Source organism: Algibacter luteus (assembly GCF_900141715.1).
Taxonomy (GTDB): domain Bacteria; phylum Bacteroidota; class Bacteroidia; order Flavobacteriales; family Flavobacteriaceae; genus Arenitalea; species Arenitalea lutea.
Map to the genome: position 1 here is coordinate 284569 of NZ_FQYK01000005.1, position 25986 is coordinate 310554.

At 33.6% G+C, this 25986-nt stretch carries 28 protein-coding genes; 16 read left to right on the forward strand and 12 right to left on the reverse strand.

All coding sequences use genetic code 11. From position 1 onward, the window contains the following. Positions 1-65 precede the first annotated feature (65 nt). A complete protein-coding gene (locus tag BUA46_RS11415; RefSeq protein WP_026010106.1) occupies positions 66-1091 on the reverse strand; it encodes a LacI family DNA-binding transcriptional regulator in 1026 nt (341 codons plus the stop codon). Positions 1092-1245: 154 nt separating this feature from the next. On the opposite strand from BUA46_RS11415, the gene BUA46_RS11420 reads away from it, so the two are divergent. The 4 genes from BUA46_RS11420 to bamJ all read left to right on the forward strand — a co-directional run bounded on the left by BUA46_RS11420 (position 1246) and on the right by bamJ (position 5133). Next, positions 1246-2292 (forward strand): sugar kinase, encoded by a 1047-nt coding sequence (locus BUA46_RS11420; RefSeq protein ID WP_019388253.1) that lies wholly within the window; start codon positions 1246-1248, stop codon positions 2290-2292. 45 nt (positions 2293-2337) lie between these two features. After that, entirely contained in the window at positions 2338-3555 is a 1218-nt protein-coding gene (locus BUA46_RS11425; protein WP_019388254.1) for a 6-phosphofructokinase, read from the forward strand. Positions 3556-3573: 18 nt separating this feature from the next. Beyond that, positions 3574-4242 (forward strand): bifunctional 4-hydroxy-2-oxoglutarate aldolase/2-dehydro-3-deoxy-phosphogluconate aldolase, encoded by a 669-nt coding sequence (locus BUA46_RS11430; RefSeq protein ID WP_019388255.1) that lies wholly within the window; start codon positions 3574-3576, stop codon positions 4240-4242. Positions 4243-4437: 195 nt separating this feature from the next. After that, positions 4438-5133: a BamJ family beta-barrel-assembly machinery protein gene (gene bamJ, locus BUA46_RS11435; protein WP_237714672.1), complete on the forward strand. Its 696-nt coding sequence runs from the start codon at positions 4438-4440 to the stop codon at positions 5131-5133. A gap of 65 nt (positions 5134-5198) precedes the next feature. Here bamJ and BUA46_RS15130 read toward each other — a convergent pair whose 3' ends face one another. Continuing rightward, complete coding sequence (locus BUA46_RS15130) at positions 5199-5342, reverse strand: hypothetical protein (RefSeq protein WP_019388257.1); 144 nt, start codon at positions 5340-5342, stop codon at positions 5199-5201. A gap of 154 nt (positions 5343-5496) precedes the next feature. Here BUA46_RS15130 and era point away from each other — a divergent pair, with 154 nt between their 5' ends. Both era and BUA46_RS11445 read left to right on the forward strand, forming a co-directional pair. Continuing rightward, complete coding sequence (gene era, locus BUA46_RS11440) at positions 5497-6378, forward strand: GTPase Era (protein ID WP_019388258.1); 882 nt, start codon at positions 5497-5499, stop codon at positions 6376-6378. Positions 6379-6430: 52 nt separating this feature from the next. Further along, entirely contained in the window at positions 6431-7441 is a 1011-nt protein-coding gene (locus BUA46_RS11445; protein ID WP_019388259.1) for a DUF3179 domain-containing (seleno)protein, read from the forward strand. A 12-nt stretch (positions 7442-7453) separates the two neighbouring features. On the opposite strand, the gene BUA46_RS11450 is transcribed toward BUA46_RS11445, so the two are convergent. Then, on the reverse strand, positions 7454-7951 hold the full coding sequence (locus BUA46_RS11450; RefSeq protein WP_019388260.1) for a hypothetical protein: 498 nt from the start codon (positions 7949-7951) through the stop codon (positions 7454-7456). 167 nt (positions 7952-8118) lie between these two features. On the opposite strand from BUA46_RS11450, the gene der reads away from it, so the two are divergent. Continuing rightward, complete coding sequence (gene der, locus BUA46_RS11455) at positions 8119-9423, forward strand: ribosome biogenesis GTPase Der (protein ID WP_019388261.1); 1305 nt, start codon at positions 8119-8121, stop codon at positions 9421-9423. Positions 9424-9497: 74 nt separating this feature from the next. Further along, positions 9498-10502: a sugar kinase gene (locus BUA46_RS11460; RefSeq protein ID WP_019388262.1), complete on the forward strand. Its 1005-nt coding sequence runs from the start codon at positions 9498-9500 to the stop codon at positions 10500-10502. A 4-nt stretch (positions 10503-10506) separates the two neighbouring features. On the opposite strand, the gene BUA46_RS11465 is transcribed toward BUA46_RS11460, so the two are convergent. From BUA46_RS11465 to BUA46_RS11485, 5 genes are all read right to left on the reverse strand, one after another. Next, positions 10507-11352 (reverse strand): TPM domain-containing protein, encoded by an 846-nt coding sequence (locus BUA46_RS11465; protein ID WP_019388263.1) that lies wholly within the window; start codon positions 11350-11352, stop codon positions 10507-10509. A gap of 8 nt (positions 11353-11360) precedes the next feature. Beyond that, on the reverse strand, positions 11361-11801 hold the full coding sequence (locus tag BUA46_RS11470; protein ID WP_019388264.1) for a TPM domain-containing protein: 441 nt from the start codon (positions 11799-11801) through the stop codon (positions 11361-11363). A gap of 5 nt (positions 11802-11806) precedes the next feature. Continuing rightward, positions 11807-12403 carry a LemA family protein gene (locus tag BUA46_RS11475; protein ID WP_019388265.1) on the reverse strand — a complete coding sequence of 199 codons (597 nt, stop codon included), beginning with the start codon at positions 12401-12403 and terminating at the stop codon, positions 11807-11809. Between the two features lie 80 nt (positions 12404-12483). Further along, positions 12484-12813, reverse strand: a complete 330-nt coding sequence (locus BUA46_RS11480; protein WP_019388266.1) for a MerR family transcriptional regulator — start codon at positions 12811-12813, stop codon at positions 12484-12486. Beyond that, positions 12813-13784: a M23 family metallopeptidase gene (locus tag BUA46_RS11485; protein WP_019388267.1), complete on the reverse strand. Its 972-nt coding sequence runs from the start codon at positions 13782-13784 to the stop codon at positions 12813-12815. Before BUA46_RS11485 ends, BUA46_RS11480 begins: the two co-directional genes overlap by 1 nt. 225 nt (positions 13785-14009) lie before the next feature. Between BUA46_RS11485 and alaS the strand changes: the two genes are divergently transcribed. The 3 genes from alaS to BUA46_RS11500 all read left to right on the forward strand — a co-directional run bounded on the left by alaS (position 14010) and on the right by BUA46_RS11500 (position 18600). Beyond that, positions 14010-16622 carry an alanine--tRNA ligase gene (alaS, locus tag BUA46_RS11490; RefSeq protein ID WP_019388268.1) on the forward strand — a complete coding sequence of 871 codons (2613 nt, stop codon included), beginning with the start codon at positions 14010-14012 and terminating at the stop codon, positions 16620-16622. 3 nt (positions 16623-16625) lie between these two features. Next, positions 16626-17567: a GSCFA domain-containing protein gene (locus tag BUA46_RS11495; protein ID WP_019388269.1), complete on the forward strand. Its 942-nt coding sequence runs from the start codon at positions 16626-16628 to the stop codon at positions 17565-17567. Between the two features lie 418 nt (positions 17568-17985). Further along, positions 17986-18600 (forward strand): DUF4230 domain-containing protein, encoded by a 615-nt coding sequence (locus tag BUA46_RS11500; protein ID WP_019388270.1) that lies wholly within the window; start codon positions 17986-17988, stop codon positions 18598-18600. Here the strand turns inward: BUA46_RS11500 and BUA46_RS11505 are convergent. Continuing rightward, entirely contained in the window at positions 18595-18993 is a 399-nt protein-coding gene (locus BUA46_RS11505) for a rhodanese-like domain-containing protein (protein WP_019388271.1), read from the reverse strand. The two genes, BUA46_RS11500 and BUA46_RS11505, sit on opposite strands and share 6 nt — an antisense overlap. Positions 18994-19014: 21 nt before the next feature. On the opposite strand from BUA46_RS11505, the gene BUA46_RS11510 reads away from it, so the two are divergent. Next, positions 19015-19767, forward strand: coding sequence for an enoyl-CoA hydratase/isomerase family protein (locus BUA46_RS11510; RefSeq protein WP_019388272.1), 753 nt, complete (start codon positions 19015-19017; stop codon positions 19765-19767). Between the two features lie 7 nt (positions 19768-19774). Here BUA46_RS11510 and BUA46_RS11515 read toward each other — a convergent pair whose 3' ends face one another. The 3 genes from BUA46_RS11515 to BUA46_RS15135 all read right to left on the reverse strand — a co-directional run bounded on the left by BUA46_RS11515 (position 19775) and on the right by BUA46_RS15135 (position 22586). Beyond that, entirely contained in the window at positions 19775-21535 is a 1761-nt protein-coding gene (locus BUA46_RS11515) for an aromatic amino acid hydroxylase (protein ID WP_019388273.1), read from the reverse strand. 182 nt (positions 21536-21717) lie between these two features. Continuing rightward, the gene (locus BUA46_RS11520; RefSeq protein WP_019388274.1) at positions 21718-22275 is read right to left on the reverse strand and encodes a DUF4136 domain-containing protein; all 558 of its coding nucleotides are present in this window, start codon (positions 22273-22275) and stop codon (positions 21718-21720) included. A gap of 146 nt (positions 22276-22421) precedes the next feature. After that, on the reverse strand, positions 22422-22586 hold the full coding sequence (locus BUA46_RS15135) for a C1orf53 family protein (protein ID WP_162129539.1): 165 nt from the start codon (positions 22584-22586) through the stop codon (positions 22422-22424). A 49-nt stretch (positions 22587-22635) separates the two neighbouring features. On the opposite strand from BUA46_RS15135, the gene BUA46_RS11525 reads away from it, so the two are divergent. From BUA46_RS11525 to hemL, 4 genes are read left to right on the forward strand one after another with little or no spacing between them, the layout of a single operon-like run. Further along, entirely contained in the window at positions 22636-22959 is a 324-nt protein-coding gene (locus tag BUA46_RS11525) for a hypothetical protein (protein ID WP_019388275.1), read from the forward strand. A gap of 4 nt (positions 22960-22963) precedes the next feature. Further along, a complete protein-coding gene (locus tag BUA46_RS11530) occupies positions 22964-23875 on the forward strand; it encodes a 1-aminocyclopropane-1-carboxylate deaminase/D-cysteine desulfhydrase (protein ID WP_019388276.1) in 912 nt (303 codons plus the stop codon). Positions 23876-23879: 4 nt separating this feature from the next. Continuing rightward, positions 23880-24683, forward strand: coding sequence for a glucosaminidase domain-containing protein (locus BUA46_RS11535; RefSeq protein WP_019388277.1), 804 nt, complete (start codon positions 23880-23882; stop codon positions 24681-24683). Positions 24684-24692: 9 nt separating this feature from the next. Further along, positions 24693-25979 (forward strand): glutamate-1-semialdehyde 2,1-aminomutase, encoded by a 1287-nt coding sequence (hemL, locus tag BUA46_RS11540; protein ID WP_019388278.1) that lies wholly within the window; start codon positions 24693-24695, stop codon positions 25977-25979. The last annotated feature ends 7 nt before the right edge of the window (positions 25980-25986 follow it).

Below are 25986 nucleotides of genomic sequence, written 5' to 3' on the forward strand. Positions count from 1 at the left end.
AAGAACCAAATACATTTACGTATTTGGTTTTTTTATGCTTAATATTTTCTACTTTAAACGTATTTCTATTTTGGAGCAGAAGATTCTCTAACAACCAATTCAGCATCCAGAATAATCTTATTCAAGGTTTGCTTAATTGTTTTTTTATTCTTGTAATTCAAGAAGGTTAAAGCGGCTTGTTTGCCAATTTCCTCACTATGCTGATTGATACTTGTAATTGAAGGTGTAACCATTGCAGTGAAAGGTTCGTTACCAAAACCAACCAACGCAATATCTTCTGGAACTTTTATTTGTAATTCGTTCAGTAATTGAAGAGCTCCTAGAGCAGCGTAGTCACTGGCAATATAAACAGCATCGGGTCTGTTTTTGAGTTTTAATAATTGCTCCATTTTTTGCCTTCCGTCTTCTATAGTGAGGCTGCTTTCAATAAGGAGTTCATTATCTAAAGGAAGATGATGTTTTTTCAAGGCATCAACGTAACCTCTAATTCTATTATTAAAAATTCTGGTATGTTTATAACCGCCAATATGTGCAATTCGTTTTCTACCTTGTTTAACGAGATGTTCTACAATAACATGACTGCTTTCATAATCATTAATTCCAATATAATCTACGTTTAAATCGTTCTCACCGCGATCAAAAAGTATTAAAGGGATACCTTTAGCCTTTACTTTTTCATAAAATTCTAAATCTATAGTTTCATTAGCCATTGAAGCTATAATCCCATCAACTTGTGTAAATAATAAAGTATCTATGTTGTTGCATTCCTTTTTATAGGATTCGTTTGATTGTGTTATTATAATATTATATCCTTCTTTATTTAAAACTTCTTCTATATTTTGAATCACCGAAGAAAAAAAGTTGCTATTGGTACGAGGTACAATAACACCAACTAAATTACTTTTACCTTTTCGCAATGCACTAGCAAGATGATTGGGCTGATAATTTAAGTTTTTTGCTACTTGTCTTACTGCTTTTTTAGTTTTTTTGCTAATTCTAGAGTCGTTATGAAGCGCTTTAGAAACCGCAGCAGTAGAGATATTTAGCACATTTGCAATATCTTTTATAGTAGTTTTCTTTTTAGTATTCAATTTTTTTATATCTTTGCTTAATCGTTTAAGCAAATGTAATGTATTTATTGTTTGAATCAAAATCTTCAATACATTAAAGGTTTTGGTTTTATTTTTAATTTTTTGGTTAAACGTTTAAGCAAACTAATTAATATTTTAAATAAGAATTAAACAAATGGGTAAAGTAGTAACATTTGGAGAAATCATGTTAAGATTAGCTCCTCAAGGATTTTTAAGATTTTCTCAAGCAAATAGTTTTGATGCTATTTACGGAGGAGGTGAATCAAACGTAGCAGTATCGTTAGCAAACTACGGTGTAGATGTAGATTTTGTAACACGTTTACCAAAAAATGATATTGGTGAATGTGCCATGATGGAAATGCGCAAAAGAGGCGTTGGTGTTGATAAAATTGTATGGGGTGGAGATCGTTTAGGTATCTACTTCTTAGAAACTGGTGCCGTATCTAGAGGTTCTAAAGTAGTTTATGATAGAGCACATTCTGCCATTGCAGAAATTAAGTCTGGAATGATTGATTGGGACGCAGTTTTTGAAGGTTGTGAATGGTTTCACTGGACAGGTATTACTCCTGCTATTTCTCAAGGATCTGCTGATGTGTGCTTAGAAGCTGTAAAAGCTGCAAGTGCAAAAGGAATAACTATTTCTACAGATTTAAATTACAGAGCAAAACTTTGGAAGTATTGTGATGCTGCTCATAGAGAAAAAGTAATGACCGAGTTAACATCGTACTGTGATATTGTTTTAGGAAACGAAGAAGATGCTGAAATGCACTTTGGTATTAAACCAGAAGGAATTACTGTTCAAACTCAAGGGCACGATGTAAAAGCTGAAGCTTTCTTATCGGTTTGTGAACAAATGATGGAAAAATTCCCAAGAGCTAAAAAAGTAATTACGACTTTAAGAGGATCTATTTCTGCTTCTCATAATACATGGGCGGGTGTTTTATATGATGGTAAAACATTATTCCAAACACGTCAGTATCAAATTACAGATATCGTTGATAGAGTAGGTGGAGGAGATTCATTTATGGGAGGTTTAATCTACGGATTATTAAAATACCCAAAAGATGATCAAAATGCTTTAGATTTTGCTGTAGCTGCTTCATGTTTAAAACATACTATTAAAGGTGATGCCAACTTAGTAACAGTTGCCGAGGTTGAAAAACTTATGGGTGGTGATGCTTCTGGGCGTGTTGCTAGATAAGCATCTAATAAAACATTTTTATTTTAAAATAACCTTTAAAGACTCATGAAAAAATCGATTGCAATTATTTGCGGAGGCGGTCCAGCTCCTGGTATCAATACCGTTATAAGTACAGTAGCCAAAACTTTTTTAAAAGATGGTTACGAGGTAATTGGTGTTCATCATGGGTATCAAGGATTACTATCAGACGATCCAGAATTGAAGATTTTCGATTTTCATCATGCCGATCGTATTTTTAGCCGTGGTGGTTCTACTTTAATTATGAGTAGATTTAAACCCAAGGATAGCGACTTTAAAGCTGATTTTTTTAAAAAACATAATGTAAAATTATTGGTAACTATTGGCGGCGATGATACAGCATCAACCGCCAATAGATTAACCAAGTATCTTCAATCTCAAGATTTAACGGTTTCGCATGTTCATGTTCCAAAAACTATCGATAACGATTTGCCTTTACCTGATAGAAATCCAACTTTTGGTTTTCATACAGCTAAAGATGAAGGTGTTCGTATAGGAAATACGGTTTATGAAGATGCCAGAACTAGTGAAAACTGGTTTGTTGTATCTGCTATGGGGCGTTCAGCGGGTCATTTGGCTTTTGGCATTGCTTCGGCTTGTCATTTTCAAATGATGATTATTCCAGAAATGTTTGATAAAACAACCATTACTTTCGAAAAGCTCATTAACTTGATTGTGTCTTCAATAGTAAAATGCAAAATTGAAGGCGTAGAGTATGGCGTTGCTTTGGTAAGTGAAGGTGTTTTTCATTTTATGGAAGAGGAAGAAATTATAAACTCCGGAATCAATTTTACTTATGATGATCATGGACATCCTGAGTTAGGAAATGTAAGTAAGTCTCATATTTTTAACTATCTTTTACAATTAAAATTAAAAGAGATCGGGCTAAAAGTTAAATCAAGACCAGTAGAACTTGGTTATGAATTAAGATGTTGTAATCCCATTGCTTTTGATTTAACATTGTGTACGCTTTTAGGAATAGGCGTTAAGAAATTATTTGACCAAGGTATATCTGGTTGCATAGTTAGTGCAAATTCCAAAGGAGATATAACACCTTTATTTTTAAAAGATTTTGAAGATGAAAATGGCAAAATACCTCCAAGATTGGTAGATATTAATTCGGATATGGCACAATTATTCATTAACAATTTGTTCTATATTCAAGAAAAGGATTATGAAAAAGCTAAAAAATATGTGCCAAACCCCGAGGCATATGATTTTAAGAAAATATTAAACTGGAACTAAAAATTAAAAAACAATAAAATGGCACAATTTTCAAGATTAGAAGTGGCACAAGCAATGAAAGATACCGGAATGATTCCTTTATTCTTTCATAATGATATAGAATTAAGTAAAAAAGTATTAAAAGCATGCTACGATGGTGGTGCGCGTTTAATGGAGTTTACAGCACGTGGTGATTTTGCTCATGAAGTTTTTGGAGAGTTAACTAAATATGCAATTAAAGAATTACCTGGAATGATTATGGGTGTTGGTTCTGTTACCGATGCAGGACAAGCATCATTGTATATGACTTTGGGAGCAAACTTTATAGTAACACCAGTATTAAGAGAAGATATTGCAATTGCATGTAATAGAAGAAAAGTACTTTGGTCTCCTGGTTGTGGTACATTAACTGAAATTACTAGAGCTGAAGAGCTAGGATGCGAAATTGTAAAATTATTCCCTGGCGATATTTATGGGCCACAATTTGTAAAAGGTATAAAAGGACCACAACAATGGACCTCTATTATGCCAACAGGTGGAGTTTCTCCAACTGAGGAAAATTTAAAAGCTTGGTTTGATGCAGGTGTAACTTGTGTTGGAATGGGATCTAAATTAATCTCAAAAGAAATTATTGCTAACAAAGACTATGCAAAACTAGAGAAAGATGTAAAAGCTGCTTTAGCGATTGTTAAATCTGTTAGAAAATAATAGTAGTAGTTAATTAAGTTTAAAAGAGTCACATGAATTGTGGCTCTTTTTTTTGTTTTATTCAAATTTTAACCATGGTTTGTAATGCCTTCGTCATTAGAAACTATACTTTATCATGTCGCATTATTTTTCTTTTTTACTCTATATAATTTTGCTACATTTGGCATCGAATAAAAAATTTTTAAAATGAAAATAATGAAATACTTAAGTCTTACAGCGGTGTTAATTTTTCTAGTATCCTGTAATAAAAATGGTGCTGCCCAAAAGCCTATTAAAACAGAATTAGATTCAGTGAGTTATGCCATTGGAATGGATGTTGCTAAAAATGTAAAGGCAAGTTTTGATGATTTTGATAATGACTTGTTTATTCAAGGATTTAATAATGTCATTGATTCAACTGATATATTATTAGACCAGGCCGTTGCGCAACAAGTAGTAAGAACATATTTCCAAAACAAACAAAAGGAAGAAGCCGTTAAGCGTCAAGAAGAAGCTCTAAAAAATAAAGAAGAGGGTGAAAAATTCCTTTCTGAAAATAAAACAAAAGATGGTGTTGTAACTACTGAAAGTGGGTTACAATATATGGTTCTTAAAGAAGGAACAGGTGAAAAACCTACTACCGCATCAAAAGTAAAAGTGCATTACCATGGTACTTTAATTGACGGAACTGTATTTGATAGTTCAGTTGATAGAGGTGAGCCAACTGAGTTTGGAGTAACTCAAGTGATTAAAGGTTGGACAGAAGGTTTACAATTAATGCCAGTTGGATCAAAATACAAATTTTTTATCCCAAGTGATTTAGCATATGGTGGTAACCCAAGACCAGGTGGGGCTATTAAACCGAATTCAACTTTAATTTTCGATGTAGAATTACTAGAAATAGTAAAGTAAAAAAGATATTATTACATAATAAAACAGTCGTTTAACATAAGTTTAAACGACTGTTTTTTGTTTAGTTAGTTATCTAGTTCGTCTTTTTTCTTGCCACCCATCATAAATTTGATTAGAAACCCAACCAGTGTTAGGCAAACAATTCCAAAAACGGCAATCATTATGGCGCCATTAGTCCAGCTATAAAGAGAAATAAATTGAGCTATCATAATTTAAAATTTTCAGCTAAATTAATACACTTCATGATGAGTAAATATGATTTTTATCAGATATTTAAAATGAAATAAATTGGTTTTAAAGTCAATAGATAGCGCAATTGATAATCCAAGGTTGTAACTTTGTAGTCTTAAAAAATAAAATAAAATGAACCATAAAGCAGGTTTTGTAAATATTATTGGAAATCCGAATGTTGGTAAATCTACATTAATGAATGCTTTTGTTGGAGAAAAACTTTCTATTATCACATCAAAAGCACAAACAACAAGACATCGAATTTTAGGAATTGTAAACGGAGATGATTTTCAAGTAGTTTTAAGTGATACTCCCGGCATTATAAAACCAGCGTACGAGTTACAAGAGTCTATGATGGGCTTTGTAAAATCTGCTTTTGAAGATGCCGATGTACTTATTTACATGGTGGAAATAGGTGAGAAGGAACTAAAAGATGAAGCGTTTTTTAATAAAATCACCAATTCCAAAATCCCGGTTTTATTACTTCTAAATAAAATAGATAAGTCAGATCAAGTACAGTTAGAAGAGCAAGTTCAGTCATGGGCTGAAAAAGTTCCCAATGCTGAGATTTTTCCAATTTCTGCCCTAGAAGGATTTAATGTTAAAGAAGTATTTAATCGCATTATCGAATTACTTCCAGAATCGCCCCCATTTTATCCAAAAGACCAATTAACAGATAAGCCAGAACGTTTTTTTATTAATGAAACCATCAGGGAAAAGATTCTCATTCATTACAAAAAAGAAATCCCTTATGCAGTTGAGGTTGATACTGAAGAGTTTTTCGAAGAAGAAAAGATAATTCGTGTCCGATCGGTAATAATGGTTGAAAGAGAAACTCAAAAAGGTATTATTATTGGACATAAAGGTTCTGCATTAAAACGCGTTGGAGTTGAAGCTCGTAAGGATTTAGAGGCTTTTTTCGGTAAACAAATTCATCTTGAACTATACGTTAAAGTAAATAAAAACTGGCGTAGTAATCAAAATCAATTGAAGCGTTTTGGTTATAACCAATAAGCCGTATTAATCTCCTCATGTAAGGTTTTCGAGGTAGTAACGACAAATTTGCATGTGGTTTAGATTAGTATTTATAGGTATCCTTTCAATCTTCATCGTGAGTTGTAGTAGTAAAAATGACTTACAAGCGGATATAATTACTGATTCTGATTGGATTGTTGATGAACTAGATGTTACAGGAGAATTCTTTTTATATCCACTTGCATTAAATCCTAATTTCGATAGTGTTCAGAATATAAACCTAGCTGATGGTGAGTTGGTTGGTATTGTTAACTTTGGTAATCAAGTAATAGTTTATCCCTATGTTTATACTTTTGAGAACGAAGTTATAAATAGTGAATTTCAAGGCAGGAAATATGCTTTCACCTATTGTCCTATTACTAAAAGTGCTATTGCATTTAATCGAACAGGAATTTTTAGAGCTTCAGGATATTTATATAAAAACAACTTAACACCATGGGATGCTGAAACCGAATCTATTTGGTCACAAATGCTAATAAAAGGTATTAAGGGTGATAGAAAAAATAATAGATTTAATACCATACCAGTATTAGAAACCACTTTGGGTGTAGTGAAATCCTTTTTTCCTAATGCTAAAGTGCTCGCTGGTCCTCCTTCACTAAATAATAAATCGTCTTTAAAGTACAATAGTAAACCTCCAGATGATACAGGCAACACTGACGACGATTCGGGTGGCAACATACCAAATAATGGCGAGTTTGTATATGGTATTATTGATGATTTTGACAATGTGCATATATTTAAATATTCAGATTTCTCTAATCAAATGATTGTTAAAATCATTAGGAATCAAGAATATATCATTGTTGGTAATCAATCAAAACGATTCATAAATGCTTTTAAAGTTAGTAACGCCAACGATTTTGAAGTATTGGAAAATCAATTACCTTATGTTATCAAGAATAAAAATGGTGTAAAATATAATATTTTAGGTGTTGGAAGTAACGGTAGTACTTTAGAAAAACCAAAATATGCCTACGTCGCTATTTGGAGGGCTTGGGAAGATTTTTATTCAAGTTTTAATTTTATAGATAAAGAATAATAATTGCTTCTATTAGTCTATCTTCAGTACATTATTCATAAAATTATTTAGTAATCGCATTTCTTTAGTACTTGATGCCTTACCTATACTTCCAGCAAAATATAACACAATCCAAATTAATACCATTAACAGTGTTACACTAATCTGAATTGCATAGCTTTTTTTCAGAGACCAGTTGGTATAAGTCCAAATAGCAAAAGCAATAAATATTCCCGCAACTAAAAAATGTAAGAACATAAAGAGTGTCCAAACCGTTGGATTAGGCCCAAATAAACCGTGTAACCGACTTGAGTTTTCATCTACTTTGTTGATTTCTAAATGCAGTTGAGGCGACCAAAAATGTTGCTGTACTTTAGGGAACTTTATAAAAACATGATCGTCAATACGAGTTACAATAAATTCTTTTTGAGTATTTTTAGCGGTCTCAAAATCTTTTAAAATAGACTCGTTAGGTCTTGGGATTTCCAGTTTAAACCTTGGACGCAATACAATATCGTTACTTAATGCCATCTTAATTAGTTTCGCAAAGTAAAATACTATTTTTTATTTAAACTTTAAATAACTTCAATCTTTATTAAAAAAGAACTTTGCGTCGTGTATATTTCCTATTTTTGCAAAATATTTCGGATAGGAATAAAAAAGGCACCGGATGAGGTGTGAAACTTAAAGAAAAGAGAATGAGTAATATAGTAGCAATAGTAGGAAGGCCAAATGTTGGGAAGTCAACATTCTTTAATCGTTTAATACAACGAAGAGAAGCCATTGTTGATGCCGTTAGTGGAGTTACTAGAGATCGTCATTATGGTAAGAGTGAATGGAATGGTAAAGAATTTTCATTAATCGATACCGGAGGTTACGTTCTTGGAAGTGATGATGTTTTTGAAGCTGAAATAGATAAGCAAGTAGAATTGGCTATTGATGAAGCAGATGCAATCATTTTTATGGTAGATGTTGAATCTGGAGTAACAGGTATGGATGAAGACGTTGCTAAATTATTAAGGAAGGTTAACAAACCTGTTTTTTTAGTAGTTAATAAGGTTGATAATGGAAAACGAGCTGAAGATGCTGTAGAATTTTATGCTTTGGGTCTCGGTGAATATTATACCGTTGCTAGTATAAATGGTAGCGGAACAGGTGAGCTGTTAGATGCACTTGTTGAAGCCTTACCAGAAAAAGAAGAAGTTGTGGAAGAAGATTTACCTCGTTTTGCTGTGGTTGGAAGACCTAACGCGGGAAAATCATCGTTTATAAACGCACTTATTGGTAAAGATCGATACATTGTAACAGATATTGCTGGAACCACAAGAGATTCAATAGATACAAAATACAATCGATTTGGATTTGAATTTAATTTAGTAGACACTGCAGGAATTAGACGAAAATCTAAAGTAAAAGAAGATTTAGAGTTCTACTCTGTGATGCGAAGTGTTCGGGCCATCGAACATAGTGATGTCTGTTTACTAGTTTTAGATGCCAATAGAGGTTTTGATGGACAGGTGCAAAATATTTTTTGGTTGGCTGAACGCAATAGAAAAGGTATTGTGGTTTTAGTTAATAAATGGGATTTAGTTGAGAAGGATCATAAGTCGGTAAAAGAATATGAAAAAGCTATAAAAAAACAAATGGAACCATTTACAGATGTTCCAATTATTTTTATATCTGCATTAACAAAACAACGTATTTTTAAAGCTATTGAAACTGCTGTAGAGGTTTATAAAAACCGAACTAAAAAAATAAAAACAAGCGAGCTAAACGATGTGCTGTTGCCGATCATAGAAAACTATCCACCGCCAGCATATAAAGCAAAATTTGTAAAAATAAAATATATCATGCAATTGCCAACGCCGCAACCACAATTTGCGTTTTTCTGTAATTTACCTCAATATGTAAAAGAGCCTTATAAAAGGTTTTTAGAAAATAAGCTAAGAGAACATTTTGGTTTTACTGGCGTTCCAATCAGTGTTTACATGCGCAAAAAATAATTTTCCAAAAGCCTTAAGTTTTTTGATTGGTTTTAAGATTATTTAGTTATTTTTAAAGTGTAACTAACTAATTTATGAGTCAAATAATAACATTTGGTGAAGTACTTATGCGTATATCACCTCGAGGGAATAGAAAATTTATACAATCTAATACAGTTGAATTTTATTTTGGTGGTACCGAATTAAATGTAGGTATTTCAATTGCTAATTTTGGAGGTAATGTGAAACACATAACCTGTATTTCGGATGATTTTATTGGTAATACCGCCATGGCTTATCTTAATAAATTTGATTTAGATACTACAGCTATTGTAAGATCCAACAGGCCTTTAGGGGTTTATTTTTTAGAAGTTGGGGCGGTAATGAGGCCGAGTTCTATTTCTTATAATAGATCACATTCTGCCTTTTCTGAAATAAAACCAAGTATGGTTGATTGGGAAAAATCATTAGCGGACGGTGGCTGGTTTCATTGGACAGGAATAACACCTGCTTTATCTCAAGGCAGTTACGATACTTTAAAAGAAGGCTTAAAATTAGCTAGAAAAAAAGGGATGCAAGTTTCGGCAGACCCAACTTACAGAAGTGGGCTTTGGCAATACGGAGTAGATGCCAAAGAAGCTTTAACTGAATTACTCCATTGTTCAACTATATTTATTGGTGGTATAAATGAAATGAATGAAGTACTTGGAACAAATTTCGGATACAGTAATGATGAGTTTGTTGAAGCTAGTAAATTAATCATGGATAAATTTCCTACAATTGAAAAGGTATTTGATAAAATTAGAACTTCTATAAATTCATCGTGGCATAAAATACGAGCAAGAATGTGGAATGGTAGTGAGTTTCGTGAAACTCAAGATTTCGATATTACACATATTGTAGATCGCATTGGAACAGGAGATGCATTTGCGGCAGGATTAATTTATGGATTATTAAATTATGATGATACTAAATCTATGGAATTTGCAAGTGCAGCCTGTGCTTTAAAACACACTTATGTGGGCGATGTAAATTACACAACCATTGATGAGGTTTTGCGTATTGTTGATGGTAATGTAACCGGCCGTTTTAATAGATAAATTTTTACCAACCACCAGAAGCACCACCGCCACCAAAGCCACCGCCGCCGAAGCCACCGCCAAAGCCGCCACCACCGGATGACCATCCACCGCCGCCAGAGCTTCCGCCCCAACCAGAAGAGCCTCTGCGGTAACTGCCACGGCCCATATTACTGAGAATAATGGCTTCTAATAAATCGGTTCCAGCAGAACGATTTCCTCGGTTTCCGCCGCCACCGCGTCTATTTTTAGAAATAGATATAAGAATGATGATAAATATAAAAATCAGTATAATAATGAGTCCTACAGGAAAGTCACTTTCGTTTGATTGACGGGTGCCTTGATATTCACCGTTCATAACTTCAAAAACTGCATCGGCGCCTCTATTTAATCCACCGTAGTAATCATTCTGTTTAAAGTATGGAATAATATCACGTTCAATAATACGCTTAGACATTGCATCGGTTAGTAAATGCTCAACACCGTAACCTGTATTTATTGCAATTCTTCTATCAGAATGGGCGAGTATTATTAAAATACCATTGTCTTCTTTGGCTTGACCAATTCCCCATTCTTGCCCCCATTTGGCACCCAAGTAATTTATGTTTTCTCCGTTGGTAGATTTGATGATAGCAACAACTATTTGCGTTGAAGTTGTATCAGAATATTTAATTAATTTTTGCTCTAAATTGGTTTTTTGAGAAGCCGAAAGTAAATTTATATAGTCATAAACACTTGTTTCCAGTTTAGGTTTTGCAGGAATATCAAACTGGGCAAAACTAAAGTTTGTAGCGGAGAACAGCAGCAAAAAAGCACAAATGAAGCTTTTTCTGTTTGTTACTTTTCTAAAATTCAAAATTGAAATTTGCATGTTTAAACCTACCCTTTAGAAATTTCATTTGTTAGTTCGTTAGTGTCTAAATCTGAATATGGAAAATATTTTTTCAACTGTTCACCAGATTTTAAAATCCCTTCAATAAGTCCTTGTTTGAAATTACCTTCCTTAAAAAAAGATTGCATGAGGTTTTTAGTACTGTCCCAAAACGATTCTCCAACCACCTTGTTAATGCCTTTGTCTCCATAAATCACAAAGGTTTTGTCTTCTACAGCAAGATAAATTAACACGCCGTTTTGAAGTTTGGTATTATCCATTTTTAAGGTGTGAAAAAGTTCTAGCGTTCGAGCTGTTGCATCGCCTTTGCTAGTTTTTTCGATATGAACTCGTATTTCTCCTGAAGTATTTAGTTCAGCCACTCGTATAGCCTCAACTATATCTTGTTCTTCATCGGCTGTCAAAAAATCTTCAATTTTACTAGACATGTTTTCTATTTAAAATCGAAGTTAACGTCGGGTGCTTTTTCACTACCTGCTTCTGATTTGAAATAACTCAATTCATCAAAATTTAAAATACCAGCTAATAAAGAGTTTGGAAAGGTTTTAATGTGTTTATTGTACGGTTCAACAGCTTCGTTAAAACGATCTCTTGCTACATTAATTCTGTTTTCAGTACCTTCCAATTGGCTTTGTAATTCTAGGAAATTTTGATTTGCTTTTAAGTCAGGATAGCGTTCTACCGTTACCAATAAACTTTTTAAAGCACCTGATAAACCACCTTGAACTTCGTTAAATTTAGCTAACTGTTCAGGAGTGATATTTGTAGGGTCGATGTTAATTGAAGTCGCTTTGGCTCTTGCTTCAATAACTGCTTGCAATGTACCTTTTTCAAAATCGGCAGCACCTTGTACTGTTTTAACTAAATTGCCAATTAAGTCGTTTCGACGCTGATAACTACTTTCTACATTAGCCCATGTTTTAGTTGCAGTTTCTTTCAAGTTTACAGCAGTATTGTTAAAGCCTTTTCCCCAAGAATAAAGACCTAAAACTATTACTGCAATAATAATTATTGGTAAAAATTTCTTCATGATAAATAAGTTTGATCTGTTTTAGTTAATGTTATGTATATGACACTTTTTATAGCAAAAAGTTACATCAACCTTTAATATTAAAGATGTTGTTTTATTTTAATAAGCTGGTTTTTTACATCTTCAAGCTTACTAATAATTTCAAAATTACTTAGTGCTTGTTTTTTTTCTTCTTTCAAATGTATTTTAGCACCTTCCAAAGTAAATCCTCGCTCTTTTACTAAATGGTAAATAAATTTAAGATTTTTTATATCCTCTGGTGTGAATTTTCGGTTGCCTTTAGCGTTTTTTTTAGGTTTAAGAACATCAAATTCTCCCTCCCAGAATCGGATTAATGATGTGTTCACACCAAAGGCCTTAGCAACTTCGCCAATACCATAATATCTTTTTTCTGGTAAATCTATATGCATTAATCTAGAGATTGATTTTCTAACGAGGCGTGTTCTAATAATTTATTAAACTCTTCCGCAGTTAAACTTCCGTAGTAGAAGTTTATTGGGTTAATTCGGTCTCCATCTTTAAAGATTTCGTAATGCAGATGTGGCGCTTCAGAGCGTCCTGTACTACCAACAAAACCTATTAAATCACCACGTTTTACTTTTTGATTTTTGCGAACATTATACTTGTATAAATGCGCGTATAAACTAGTGTAACCGTAACCGTGGTTTATTCTTATATGTTTTCCATATCCCGATGAATTACTGTCTGCACGTTCTACAACACCATCCCCGCTTGCATAAATTGGCGTTCCTCTTGGCGCCGTAAAATCCATGCCCCAATGCATTTTTCTTACTTTAGTAAATGGGTCCGAACGCATGCCATACCCTGAAGCCATACGTGTTAAATCTTCATTACTTACGGGTTGTATGGCTGGTATTGCAGCTAATAAACTTTCTTTCTCTTTAGCCAGTATCGCAATTTCATCCAAAGATTTTGATTGCACAACTATTTGTTTTTGAAGTATATCTAAGCGCTTATTACTTTCAATAATGAGTTTAGAATTATCAAACCCTTCTAAATTTTTATATCGGTTAATACCACCAAAACCCGCTCTACGCTGTTCTTCAGGTATAGGGTTAGCCTCAAAGTACACGCGATAAATGTTATTATCTCTATCGGCTATATTAGCTAAAACAGCTTCAGCTTGTTCCATCTTTTTATTGAGTAATTCAAACTGTAATTGGGCGTTTTGTAGTTCTCTTTTTAAAGCACGTTCCTTAGGAGATTCAACGTATTGACTTGCAATAAAAACAAAAATGAATGCAAAAAATGCTGCGGCTAACATAAACAGAGCAGCATACTTGAATGTTGTTCGCTTTTTTCGCTCAATTTTGCGATATGAAAGCGATTCTTTATCATAGTAATATTTTACCTTACTCATTTCTTAAATTATGCTATTTTTGCAACTAAATTTGAACAACCAATGTTTTGGTCTGTCAGATATGTAAACGAACAAACCTACGAAATTATTTTCATAATAATTAAGGCTTTGTTTTAATCAGTAGACCCAAGTTCTCCTTATTATTAAATAATTTTGGAGAGTAAATATAAAAATAGTTTCTTATTTAAAATAATTTATAAGAAACAAGATGCTCAATAATTATAGATGAACTCACAAGAAGTACGATCAAAATTTTTAAGTTTTTTTGAAGAAAAAAAGCATAGTATAGTGCCATCGGCTCCTATGGTTTTAAAAGACGACCCAACTTTAATGTTTGTTAATTCGGGTATGGCGCCTTTTAAAGAATATTTTCTTGGAAATGCGCAACCTAAAAATAACCGTATTGCAGATACGCAGAAATGTTTGCGTGTTTCTGGTAAACATAACGATTTGGAAGAAGTAGGTTATGATACGTACCACCATACTCTGTTCGAAATGTTAGGGAACTGGAGTTTTGGTGATTATTTTAAAAAGGAAGCTATAGCTTGGGCTTGGGAGTTGCTAACTGAAGTTTACGGCATCGATAAAGATATTTTATACGTTTCAGTATTTGAAGGAAGTGAAGATGACGGTTTGGGAATGGATACTGAAGCATACGATATTTGGAAACAATACATCTCTGAAGACCGTATTTTAAAAGGCAATAAAAAGGATAACTTCTGGGAAATGGGAGATCAAGGACCATGTGGACCTTGTAGTGAAATTCATGTAGATATTCGCTCTGCTGAAGAAAAAGCGAAAGTTCCAGGTAAGGATTTAGTAAATCAAGACCACCCGCAAGTTGTAGAGATTTGGAATTTGGTTTTTATGCAATACAACCGAAAAGCCAATGGTTCTCTAGAACCTTTACCTAACAAACATATTGATACAGGAATGGGTTTTGAGCGCTTATGCATGGTGTTGCAAAATGTTCAGTCTAATTATGATACCGACGTTTTTAAACCTATAATTCGCGAAATTGAAACCATTACTGCTAAAACCTACGGAAAAGAAGAAAAAGCAGATGTTGCTATTCGAGTAATATCAGACCATGTGCGCGCGGTGGCTTTTTCAATAGCAGACGGCCAATTACCAAGTAATACTGGCGCTGGTTATGTAATTAGAAGAATTTTGCGTCGCGCTGTGCGTTACGGATTTACATTTCTTGATAAAAAAGAACCATTCATTTACCGATTAGTTGATGTTTTGAGTAATAGAATGGGGAAAGCTTTTCCTGAATTGAAAGCTCAAAAACAACTTATTGAGAATGTTATTAAAGAAGAAGAACAATCTTTTTTAAGAACACTCGATCAAGGTCTGGTGTTGTTAAATAGAATTGTAGATGAAACCAAAAGCGATACCGTTTCGGGAGAAAAAGCTTTTGAATTGTACGATACTTATGGTTTTCCAATAGATTTAACAGCATTAATCCTCTCAGAGAAAGGCTTGAAGTTAGACGAAAAAGGATTTAATGAGCAGTTGCAAAAACAAAAAAATCGATCGCGTGCGGCAAGTGAAATGTCTACTGACGATTGGACTATTTTAGCAGAAGATGGCGAAGAAGAATTTGTTGGTTACGATACTTTAGAAGCTCAAGTTAATATCACAAGATATAGAAAGGTAACATCTAAGAAAGATGGCGATATGTATCAATTGGTGTTTAATTTAACACCATTTTATCCTGAAGGTGGTGGACAAGTTGGTGATAAAGGGTATTTAGAAGACGCTCATGGCGATGTGGTTTATATCCTAGATACTAAAAAGGAAAACAACGTTATTATTCATTTTACTAAGAATCTACCTAAACATATTAACGAGTCTTTTAAAGCGGTTGTTGATGCTAAACAACGTTACAGAACAGAATGTAATCATACGGCAACACACTTGCTTCATCAGGCCTTACGCGAGGTGCTAGGAACGCACGTAGAACAAAAAGGAAGTGCAGTACACTCAAAATATTTACGATTCGATTTTTCACATTTTTCAAAATTGACTGTAGATGAACTACGCGATGTAGAAAATTTTGTGAACCGGAGAATTGAAGGGAAATTACCTTTAGTAGAAATGCGTAATATTCCAAAAGAAGAAGCTATTGCCGAAGGCGCAATGAGTTTGTTTGGTGAAAAATATGGCGATACGGTTCGTGCGATTCGTTTTGGTAAATCCATAGAATTATGCGGAGGTACTCACGTTAAGAATACAGCAGATATATGGCATTTTAAAATAGTTTCAGAAGGCGCAGTAGCTGCAGGTATTAGGAGAATTGAGGCGATTACCAATGACGCTGTTAAAGACTTTTATTTTGAAAATAACAGAGCTTATTTCGAAATGAAAGATTTATTAAACAATGCTAAAGAACCTGTAAAAGCACTTCAAAGTTTACAAGAAGAAAACACCAATTTAAAGAAGCAGATTGAATCTTTGTTAAAAGACAAAGCTAAAAACATAAAGGGTGAACTTAAAAATGAACTCGAAACTATAAACGGTGTTCAGTTTTTGGCTAAAAAGTTAGATCTAGATGCTGCTGGTTTAAAAGATGTGGCTTTCGAATTAGGAGGGCAATTTAATAATCTGTTTTTATTATTGGCTACCGACCAAGGAGGTAAAGCCTTATTATCTTGCTATATTTCTAAAGAATTGGTGGAGAGCAAAGGATTGAATGCAGGACAAGTAGTTAGAGAATTGGGTAAATACATCCAAGGTGGTGGCGGTGGGCAACCATTTTTCGCAACTGCGGGAGGTAAAAACCCAGGTGGTATTGTGGATGCCTTAGAGAATGCTAAGAATTATATATCTTAAGTTTTGAATTTTCAAACCAAAATACCATTAGAAAAACAGTCTGAAAATCAAATAAACTACCATTCTAAAGTTATATTACTTGGTTCCTGTTTTTCAGAAAACATAGCTAATAAATTAGAGTATTTTAAAATACAAAATACTCAAAATCCCTTCGGGATACTATTTCATCCTGCCGCGATAGAACGTTTAATTGCCAATGCAATAGAACAAAAACAATACACAGAGAAAGATGTGTTCTTGCATAACGAGCAATGGCATTGCTTTGAGGCGCACTCACAGTTAAGTCATACTTCGAAAGAAGCGTTAATTAATGGGTTGAATGCTAATTTAAATAGCACCTTTAATACGCTTCAAAACGCAACGCATATCATCATCACTTTAGGAACAGCTTGGGCATATCGATATTTTAAAACTGGAGAATTTGTTGCTAATTGTCACAAAGTGCCTCAATCGGAATTTGAAAAAGTATTATTGTCGGTTAAAGATATTACTAAAACTTTAAAAAATATAAGAACTCAAATTAAATCGATTAATTATAATGCCGAAGTGGTTTTTACAGTATCGCCAATAAGACATATTAAAGATGGATTTATAGAAAACACGCAGAGTAAAGCGCATTTAATTTCTTCTATTCATCAAATAATAGGTAATAAATCTAGTTATTTTCCATCATATGAAATCATGATGGACGAACTTCGCGATTATCGTTTTTATTCTGAAGATATGATTCACCCTAACCAAACTGCTATAAATTATATTTGGGAAAGATTTAAAATGGTATGGATTTCTGAAGACTCCTATAGCATTATGGATGAAGTGGATGCTATTCAAAAAGGACTGCGTCATAAACCATTTAATCCTGATTCTGATGCACACAAGGTCTTTGTGGAGAAATTACAGGCAAGAATTCTGAAGCTAAAAGCACAATTTCCTCATTTCAAATAACAACATGGTTTCCTTTTAAAGATTCAGGGAGCTTAAAAAATATTCATCTAATTAATTAAAATAATAGAACACTTTTCTTACGTAGAATTGTTAATTATATTGAAAATCAGATTATTGTAATTCGTCTTTTTTAATAACATTTGGTCGAGTATTTGTAAGACATATCACTTTTAATTGTAGATTTAGATTGCTATTAATCAGTTCATATCAAAAAACACCAATGCTTATCAATATTTTGATTTGTAATTGGTGTTTTTTTTTGAATGACTTATTAATTAAATAATTTTGGCATAACAATAAATTCATGTTGTTTCTGAATTTACAAAGTATATTTGTGGTGTTAGTTTAAATTTGATTGAATACATTAGTTAGACTTCTTATGTCGAAGGAACTAATGTTTTTTTGTTTAAATTAGTCCATGCGAAAAATTCTATTCGGTGTTATCATCACTTTAGTGGTTTTATTTACGTTTAAATATTGCGGAGAAAAACGCGAAGACACTGTTATTCTCAAAGAAAATTCGGCTTTAATTCAAGAACAAATTAAAAATGTTGGTAAACTCATAGTTACCGAAGGGCATTTTAGTGAAGTTTTTACATATAAAAATTCTAAAGATCTATTTGGAGATTTATTATCGGCTGAAAAAAAAGCACTGGTTGTTGTAAATGCTGAAGTTACGGTGGCCTACGATTTAAGTCAAATTGAATTTGAAGTAGATGAGGTTAATAAAACCCTTACCATTTTAAGTATACCCGATGAGGAGGTAAAAATCAATCCTGATTTTGAGTATTATGATGTGCAGGCAGATTACTTAAATCCGTTTGAAGCTAAAGATTATAACGATATTAAGAATATGGTAAATGCAACGCTATCAAAAAAAATAGTAGCTTCAGATTTAAAAGCAAATGCCAAAAACCGACTTATTAGCGAACTTTCAAAATTTTATATTCTAACCAATTCCTTAGGCTGGACTTTAAAATACAACCAAAACGAACTGCAATCAATAAACGATTTGCAAGGGTTAAAGTTATAGTTTGCTATTCAAGCTTGTCCAACCACCTCCGTTTACGGCCTCTATACCATTATTCTTTAAAATCAAAGCAGCACTTCCAGACCGCATGCCACTTGCGCAACACGTGATTACTGGCTTATTGTATTTTTTTATATCATTAATTTTTGATCCGATGGCTTGTAAAGGAATGTTTTTTGAACCCGCAATAGCACCTTGGCTAAATTCACCTGTGGTTCTTACATCAATAATTATGGCACCTCTTTCTTGAAATTCTTTAATCATGTTATTCTTATTTCCAAATAATAAATTCAATAAACCCATATAATAATTTTTTATGCAAATTACTCCAAAAAAGTTTAAAGCGTGGGTAACATAAGTTGCATTACGACGCATTAAAATTTTATGTATATTCATCCTTTAGAAACTCGAGTCTTTATGAAACCTTATGTAACGCTTACTATAACCAATACTATTGGTGTTATTGAATTTTTTCACCCTAATAGAAATTCAATGCCTAGTGATATTTTATCACTTTTAGAGGAAACTATTGTAAGTGCAGGTAAAAACAATGATGTAAAAGTTATTGTTTTAAAAAGTGGAGGCGATAGAGCATTTTGTGCAGGTGCAAGCTTAAATGAACTTATTACAATTGAAAATGAAGCGATGGGGAAAACTTTTTTCTCGGGGTTTGCCAATGTTATTAATGCAATGCGAAAATGTCCTAAAATTATTTTAGGACGTATTCAAGGAAAAGCTGTTGGTGGAGGCGTTGGTTTAGCAGCGGCAACAGACTATTGTATGGCAACCAAATTTGCTTCTATAAAATTGAGTGAATTAAGTATTGGCATTGGTCCGTTTGTTATAGAACCCGTGGTGTCAAGAAAAATAGGTGTTACTGCGATGGCACAAATGACAATTGATGCTGAAACGTTTTTTTCAACACAGTTTGCTAAAGATAAAGGGCTTTATGCTGAAGTTTTTGAAACTACCGAAGCTTTAGATGACGCTTTAAATACTTTGGCTACCAAACTAGCTAGTTATAATCCTGAAGCTTTAACTGAAATGAAAAAAGTATTTTGGAAAGATACCGAACATTGGGATGATTTGTTAACCGAACGTGCTGAAATTAGCGGAAAACTAGTGCTAAGTGAATTCACAAAAAAGACTTTAAAAAGCTTCAGATCTTAATAGCTTTTTAATTAATGACGGCGTTTTTGTGAATTATGGATAATCCATCATCAATTAAATGACCTAAATTTGGTTTATTCTGTTTGATAGTTTCTAAATGTTTCAATATTTTTTCTAATAATTCAGTTTCATTTCCTAGGTGTGCTAATTCGTAGAGTTCAACTGGTAGCAACCAATCATTAGGATGCTTTTCTATAAGTTGCTCAAGCACTTTTGTTCTTGAAATGGTTTTATTAGTGCCATCTCTATAATCTCTAACCTGTTGATATAAAGTTTCTAAGGCTAATCGTTCTTTTGATTTTTTAATATGAATGGTTTGCGATGATGTTTTATGTGTAATTAAATCAAAGCTATTTAAATCAGCAGGTCCTGAAAATGCTGAAACAATTTCTTTTCCAACAGCCATATCGTAAATGCCCCATTCTGGTTTAAAGAGTGTTAAGTTATTGTGCGATACGGTACAGTTTTTAAAACTAATAAGAATGATTTTTCCTTGTAAGTTCCGTTTTCCAGTGATAATTTCTCCTGAAATTTTCACACCGCCTTCAAACTCTAAATGTACTACCTTACCCTCATAAATATGATATGCGGCCAAATCTCGAGGACTCATATCTTCAATAGCTAGGTTGATGCCTTTTAATTTTCCGATGGGAGACCCAAAACCTTTTTGATGCGTGATTGTGCCGTGACCCACAAGTTCTTTTTCTCTGTAAGCGAGTGCCGTTTCGTCAATGGTTTGAACATAAATGGGATTGTTCTCATTTTCAATAACAGTGTCAAATACTCCGGAGATTTGAAGCCCTGTACTTAATTCAATGGTGCCCAAGGCATGCGACGCTATTAATTTTTTAATTCCAGAAAGCCCGCCTTTTCGCAATGCCATAGTGTTAGCAAACTCTTCCAAAACCAAACTTAAATGGGCAAAATCTGGTGTAACATAAAGCTGAGGTTGTGGTTTGGTAATATCGAAATCTTTATAGGTTGCATTAATATCATAGGGTAATTTTTCAACTTCATCTGTCATGCACCATGCACTTTCTCCAATTGAAGAAAGCAATCCAGCACCATAAATTTTCGGATTTTCTTGCGTGCCAATTAAGCCATATTCAACGGTCCACCAATGCAAATTTCTTATGAGAGCCATTTCGCTGGGTGTTCCCATATTTTGTTGTAAATCTTCAACTTTTTTTTCTGCAGAAATAATATCTTCTTCCGTCGAATTGGGAGCTTCTTTAATTATAGATAAATGCCTAACAGCTTCATACAATTCATAATCTTTTGCTGATGAAATTGCCTTACATCCAATTTCTCCAAAGCGTCTTAAATATTCCGCATATTCGGGATTAGCAATTATGGGTGCGTGTCCTGCGCCTTCATGAATAATATCAGGAGCAGGTGTGTACTCAATATGTTCTAACTGTCTTATGTCACTCGCAATTACTAGTACATTATACGCTTGAAACTCCATAAAAGCATTGGGTGGTATAAACCCATCAACCGCTACGGCAGCCCAACCTATATCTTTTAAAATTCGATTCATGCCATACATATTGGGAATGCTATCAATGGAAATACCTGTGTGTTTTAATCCTTCCAAATAAGACTCGTGGGCTACTGTGCTTAAAAAATCAACATTTTTACGCATCACGTAGCGCCAAACGGCCTGATCGATTGCTGAATAATCCTCATAGTTTTGAGGTTTAATAAATTGCTGAAGATGCTTGGGTAGCTTTTGAAGTATTTCGTTAGATTCAAATAAATGCGACATCGGTAAATTTTATGTATAAAACTTGTTTAAAAATACGAATAATACATTGAAATATTCAGTTTTTAACTTTTCTTTCAATAGAATGTCGTTTATAAAAATATATAAAACCAGACAAAATAGGTTTTAATAAGTTAAATGTATTAAATAAAAAAGGCAGCTATTTAGCTGCCTTTTAATCGTTTTTATTGTTGGGAACCCGGAGGGTATTTCTCCATAATTTTAGTAACAAATTCTTTTATTCGAGCCTCTTTCTTATCCATGTTTCTAGTAAGATATCCAGTGCCCATACCTTGCCAAACCAATTCTTTTTTGTTGGCGTCAATAAGGTCTATATATAAATGGCCTTGTACACTGGTGGTTACATTAGGTTGGTTCCAACCCCAGCCCCATCCAGGACCAAAGCCTCCCCAGCCACCCCAGCCCCAGGCACCGTAGCCCCAAGTATTGTTGTAAACGTTTACACGTTGCTGAGATTTGGTAAATAGACTTACCAGAATATCTGGATTTTCAGATTTAGTATAGCCTTTTGCTAAAAGTTCAGCTTCAATGGCACGAAGTATTCTACGTTTGTCTAAATCGCTTATTTCAGCTTTATCAATTCCAGTTTTAAAGAATGCGAACGTTTTGTAATCACTAAAATTCGCCTCTTTATCATAATCGGCAGCTACTCTTACCGAGCTACAAGAAGCAAATACAAGTAGTAATGCCACAATTGGTAGGGTTTTAATAATTTTTTTCATAATACATTTTTTTAAAGGTTGCAGTGGCTGTAAAAACTATTCGGGACTTAAAATTAATATTTTTTAACAGCTTTTTTTAATGACTTCTATCATAAATAGCATCAATAATCATACCAAGTATAGACTACAATCAAAGGCTTTTTTGCTTACTTTTTTATTGAATTTGTCGCTGGGTTATAGCCGTAGGGGCAATGCCTGCATCCGCTCTCGCAACAATATCCGCGTTTTAAAAGATACTGCTCGGTAAAACAGCGATACCCTTCAGGTGTTAGGTAGTAATCGCCCTCTTCAATGGGAATAAACTTTTTCATGAATCACAAAGATAATGTAAATTGGATTGATTTTTGAAGTTGCTTAATCATGATATTTATTTCAAAACATATCGTTCCAAGAGGTTATACTGGAATAACCATATGGCCTTTTGTGTTTTTAAAATCGAAATTCTTAAAAGAAAATCAGGTTTTAATTAACCATGAAAGGATTCATTTGAAACAGCAATTAGAATTGTTAGTTATCCCCTTTTATCTCATTTATGGTGTCGAGTTTTTGGTAAAATTAATTAAGTACAAAAATTGGCACAAAGCTTATAAGAATATTTCGTTTGAAAAAGAGGCTTATTGTAACGAATTTGATTTAGAATATTTAAAGCATCGACCTTTTTGGTATTTTTTAAAGTATCTTTGATACCATGATATTTGAGTTTGAAAAGACCATAAACGAGCGGGTAAATCTTCCAAAAACCAAAGGCGTTGAATTGTATGTTAAACGCGAAGATCAAATACATGCATTTGTCTCTGGAAATAAATATAGAAAGCTAAAATATAATCTCTTAGAAGCTGAAAAATCGGGGTATAAAACGTTGCTAACCTTTGGTGGTGCGTTTTCAAACCATATTGCTGCGGTGGCTTCCGCAGGACATTTAATTGGGTTTAAAACCATTGGTGTTATAAGAGGTGATGAACTAGAATCTAAAATATCTGAAAATGCTACTTTAAATTTTGCACAAGAAAATGGAATGAATTTTAAATTTGTATCACGTGAAATCTATCGTAGTAAAACTTCCGAATCGTTTTTAAAATCTTTGGAAGCTGAATTTGGCGATTTTTATGTGATTCCTGAAGGTGGTACAAACGAATTAGCCGTGAAAGGCTGTCAAGAAATTTTATATCCAGAAGATTTTAATTTTGATTATATCTGTTGTTCGGTAGGAACTGGAGGCACTATTTCAGGGCTTATCAATGGTTCAAAACCTAGTCAACAAGTTTTAGGTTTTCCTGCCTTAAAAGGTGATTTTTTAAAAGAAGATATTAGTAAATTTGCAACTCAAACCAACTGGAAACTTATTACAGACTATCATTTTGGAGGTTATGCCAAAATAAATGACGAATTGGTAGCGTTTATAAATCAATTTAAATCGGATTATAACATGCCTTTAGATCCGGTTTATACAGGAAAAATGTTGTTTGGAATAATGGATTTAATTGACAAAAATTATTTTTCAAAGGGATCAAAAATATTGGTTATTCATACTGGAGGTTTACAAGGCATTGAAGGAATGAATGCTCATTTAAGAAAGAAAAATTTATCTGAAATTATTTAATTTAATGAAAAGACTCATCGTTATATTTTGTGTTGCACTTTTAGCATTTAGTTGCAAATCCAGAAAAGGTATTGTTACTAAAAAACAAAAGGACAATACTAAACCTGTTGAAGTAACTCAAAAAGATAATGAGCAAAAAAGTGAAGAAGAATCGCCAGCAGTGTATGTTACGAGCACAGAGCATTACATCGATTTGCACAAAGCTACCGCGCAACAAGAAATGAGTTTGTATGGTATTCCGGCTAGTATCACTTTAGCACAAGGTATTTTAGAATCGGGTTCGGGAAGAGGAAGATTATCAGTTGAAGCGAACAATCATTTCGGAATTAAATGTCATGAATGGACAGGAAAAAAAATATATCACGACGATGACGAGAAGCAAGAATGTTTCAGAAAATATAAAGATGCCAAATATTCGTTTCGAGACCATTCATTGTTTTTAACTGAAAGAAAGCGGTATTCTAATCTTTTTAAACTTAAAATAGAAGATTATAAGGGGTGGGCTAAAGGCTTAAAAGCTGCTGGATATGCTACCGATAGAAAATATCCACAAAAACTTATTAGCTTAATAGAACGTTATAATTTGTACGAGTACGATAAAGAGGTTTTAGGCGATAAGTATAAGCAATTCGAGTTGCCTCAATCTGAAGGACGAATTACTTATACCGTTGTAAAAGGGGATACTTTGTATTCTATTTCTCGAGCACATAATATTACCGTTGAAGAACTTCAAAATATAAATGGTTTGAGCGATACGGCCCTTAGTATTGGGCAGGTATTAGTCGTAAAATCATCATCAAACAACTAATTAATTTTCATGATTTATAAAAGAAGCAGCGCATTGTTCGCTGAAGCAGAAAAAGTAATTCCAGGAGGCGTAAACTCGCCAGTGAGAGCTTTTAAAGGGGTAGGTGGAACGCCAATTTTTGTCAAAGAAGCCAAAGGCGCCTATTTGTATGATGAAGATGGCAACAGATTAATTGATTACATAAATTCTTGGGGGCCCATGATATTAGGTCATGCCCACGAACCTGTTGTAAACGCTGTTATTGAAAAGGCTAAAAAAGGAACGTCCTTTGGAATGCCTACTGAAATTGAAACCAAAATCGCTGAATTAGCAGTGTCCATGGTGCCTAATATCGATAAAATTAGGTTTGTTAATTCTGGAACTGAAGCCTGCATGAGCGCTGTTAGATTAGCAAGAGGCTATACTGGGAAAGATAAAATTATAAAATTTGCGGGCTGTTATCACGGACATTCAGATTCGTTTTTAATTCAAGCAGGAAGTGGTGCTAGCACCTTCGGGACACCAAATAGCCCAGGTGTTACCAAAGGAACTGCAAAAGATACGTTGTTAGCTCAATACAACAATATTGATAATGTAAAAGCCTTAATAGAAGCGAACAAAGGCAAAATAGCCTGTATTATTATTGAGCCAGTAGCTGGAAATATGGGTTGTATTCCGCCTAAAGAAGGATTTTTACAAGGCTTAAGAACCTTGTGTGACGAGAATGATATGCTTTTGATTTTTGATGAAGTGATGACTGGTTTTCGATTGGCTAAAGGAGGGGCACAAGAATTATATGGTATCAATGCAGATATTGTTTGCTTTGGAAAAGTTATTGGCGGCGGACTTCCAGTTGGGGCATTTGCGGCACGTAATGAAATTATGAATTACTTAGCACCATTAGGTCCGGTTTATCAAGCAGGAACTTTAAGCGGTAATCCGTTGGCCATGGCTGCAGGTTTAGCGATGCTTACCGAACTTAATACAAACCCTGAAGTTTTTAAAAGGCTAGAAGATAAAACTGCCTATTTGCACGAAGGCATTGCAAAGGTATTAACCGAAAATAGTATAACACATACCATTAATAGAGTAGGCTCTATGATTTCTGTGCATTTTGATGAAGCCGATGTGGTAGATTTTGATACAGCTGCCAAAGGAAACAATGATACTTTTAAAAAATTCTTTCATGGCATGTTGAACGCTGGTGTTTACATTGCACCTAGTGCTTTTGAAACTTGGTTTATAACAGACGCCTTAAGTTATGAAGATTTAGATTTTACTATTGAAGCTGTAAAAAAGGTTGCAACTGCTTTATAAAAAAAAC